At 40.4% G+C, this 2,695-nt stretch carries 1 protein-coding gene and 2 pseudogenes; 2 read left to right on the forward strand and 1 reads right to left on the reverse strand.

Annotation, left to right across the window (positions count from 1 at the left end):
• Positions 1-72: 72 nt before the first annotated feature.
• A pseudogene (locus AAV90_RS12010) lies at positions 73-338 on the reverse strand (type II toxin-antitoxin system RelE/ParE family toxin).
• Between the two features lie 191 nt (positions 339-529).
• Between AAV90_RS12010 and AAV90_RS12015 the strand changes: the two are divergent.
• A pseudogene (locus tag AAV90_RS12015) lies at positions 530-1,749 on the forward strand (transposase).
• Positions 1,750-2,333: 584 nt separating this feature from the next.
• The coding region (locus AAV90_RS12020) for an SH3 domain-containing protein (protein ID WP_046499523.1) at positions 2,334-2,695 on the forward strand (362 nt) is incomplete at its 3' end.

Genomic DNA, 2,695 nt, shown 5'->3' on the forward strand with positions numbered 1-2,695 from the left:
GGAGTTATAATCGGTTACAAATTATCGTACTAACCACTCATAATCCTGCCGACAGTCCACAATATAGTCAACTTACACCGTCTGATCCTTAATCTGATATAGAATCAGATACCTTTTTCCCGCCAACATCCTGTGATATTTGTTGGGAGGAATAAAATCTGCTTCTAAAAACGGAAAACGCTCCGGCATTTGATAAAGGGAGTTGATAGCATCCATTAGATCATTTTTTACCTTACGGGTAGCGGGCAGGTTTTTCTGCGCCAAAAAATGAACATGGCCGCCAACATCTGACGAGCCCGGTCGGAGACAATTACCTTATGTTGATGTTTCTTTTCCATGCTCTACCTCATCAAGAATGCTTTCCAAATAGCTGTCCCCTGAAAATATATTACTTTAATATTCGAGAGTTTTGCATATTGATTAGCCTAGAAATATCCGAACTTTACGAGGGCAGAAAAAGGACTTCACCCCCTATTTTGCCGAATAAGTAAGTGACAAAACAAACCATCCGAAGGAGGAGAAGTCACTTATGAATATTCGTCAAGGATACGTATTTTCCTTTGAGGACGCAATAAATTTGCAGCCCCGGTCACGTTTAGAGATAATATTGGCTACCCTCGATTTTAATGACGTAATTACAGCTCTTTGCCAAAATGATAAACAACATAGGGGGCCAACTGGTTACCCGGTTGAGAGCAAACTCAATGCATTAATTGCTATGCGAGTTTACAATATGGCTACATTTACTGAATTGGTGGAGCGTCTTACCCATGACCCGGTGCTCAGATATAACTGCGGCTTTGATGTTTTTGGCAAAATTCCCAGTATTGCTACCTTTAGTCGATTCTATGAACAATTAACCCAATCAGAAGTACTATGTGAACGTTCAAAAAACAAGTGAAAACGGCTGAATCCATGGGTTTGCTTGATACCAGTTCCATTGCCATAGATGCTTCCAAAGTAAATGCCAAAGAGAAGTCAGTTTCACGTAAAAATATTAAAGACGATGGCCAGTCAGCTAACTGGGGCAGCAAGCTGGATACCAACGGTAACCAGATAACCTGGTTTGGCTACAAGCTGCATATCGCAACTGACGTTAAATCTGAACTACCAGTGGCATTGAGCATAACCCCAGCCAGTACCAACGATGGTATAATGGCCGAAAACATCCTTGAACAATGCAGTAATAACTTGAACAGTAAACCACATTATTATCTTATGGATGCAGGTTATGACCAAAAGTCAATATACGAACTAATCCGTAAGGACTACAAGGCACAAGCAATAATACCGTTAAACCACCGCAGAGCCAAAGAACCTCCAGAAGGTCTGGATTGGGATGCAACCCCCATATGCTCAGCGGGTTACCGCATGATTTATTGGGGCGGCAGTAATGGGGTTAACAAATTCCGTTGCCCTCATGTTACGGGTAAATGTGACTGTCCATTTGGTTCCTCCTGGTGCTCAGATAGCAATTATGGGATGGTTGTTAAAACCAGAGCCAGGCAAGATTCCAGATTATTCACAGTGCCTCATCGAGGCACTTCAAACTGGAAGCTTCTATACAACAAGAGAACCAGTGTAGAGCGGTGTTTTGGACGCTTAAAGGAGCATCTGGGATTTGAAACCGGACTTAATGTACGAGGCATTAAAAAGGTCAAAACCCATGCTTACCTGAGTGTTATTACCATGATTGCATCGGTTGTTGCCATAAACAATGACAAATCTTCTGCCGATATATCTGCATAAAGTAAGCAGAATCAAGGTTTTTAAAGGAAAGGGGTTAACCTGCTCATTTTTAGACAAATCCAGTAAACTTGTTGATAATAGAGGCAATATTAACCAAAATTTAAATGGTTAGTATGTTCTACTACCATATTGTAGTTTCAAAGAACGTGATTTTTGCTATTATGCAAAAGTCTCATTCAATATAAACCTATTTTTCCTCCCCTAAAATATAAATATGCCATTTACGGGCATGGAAATAACATATTTTTCCTATTTTTTACATTTTAGGGCTTCGGCCATTTTATTATTGTTGCTTTCCGAAATCCATGCAATTCAGGCCCTTATGTGTAGTATTTAGGCCTGGAAATGTAGAATCTAGGATTTTCTATAGAAATTGTATTTTTTAGGGATTATTATAAATGTATCGTACGAATTACAATTGTGATCACAATGGGTGAGGTGAATAAACAGAAACGAGTGGAAGGGATTCAGGTTTTTGTGCTATGCGGACTAATTCAGCCCTTTTTGCTCTCTGGTCAATAAATGCCCCTGTTGTGATTATCGCTTTGGGCAATTAATTAGTCATGGAAGGAAGTGGATAAAAAGTGTATAATATTAAAAAATATTGGGTAGCTCCTCTAGCGATATTTATGGTGTTCAGTTTCCTGATTATTGCTGCACCGTCGGTACCCGCAATGGCAGAACCTTTATATGTAACGACCACTAGTGTTAATTTGCGCAGCCAACCGAATACGTCTTCATCAGTTCTCTTCACAATGGCGGAAGGAACAGCTTGTGTCTATCTTGGACAAAGCCAAAACGGATTCTTGAAGGTACAGGCGTGGAATCCGAGTAGTAGTGCGTGGAACCAAGGCTGGGTTGCTACTAATTATGTCAATGCCAGCAAAGTGGCCAGTAATCAAAGCGGCTCCGCCAAAGTCATTTATAATTCCAGCTTGGGTGATTC

This window comes from Syntrophomonas zehnderi OL-4 (assembly GCF_000983115.1).
GTDB classification, from domain to species: Bacteria; Bacillota; Syntrophomonadia; order Syntrophomonadales; family Syntrophomonadaceae; genus Syntrophomonas_B; species Syntrophomonas_B zehnderi.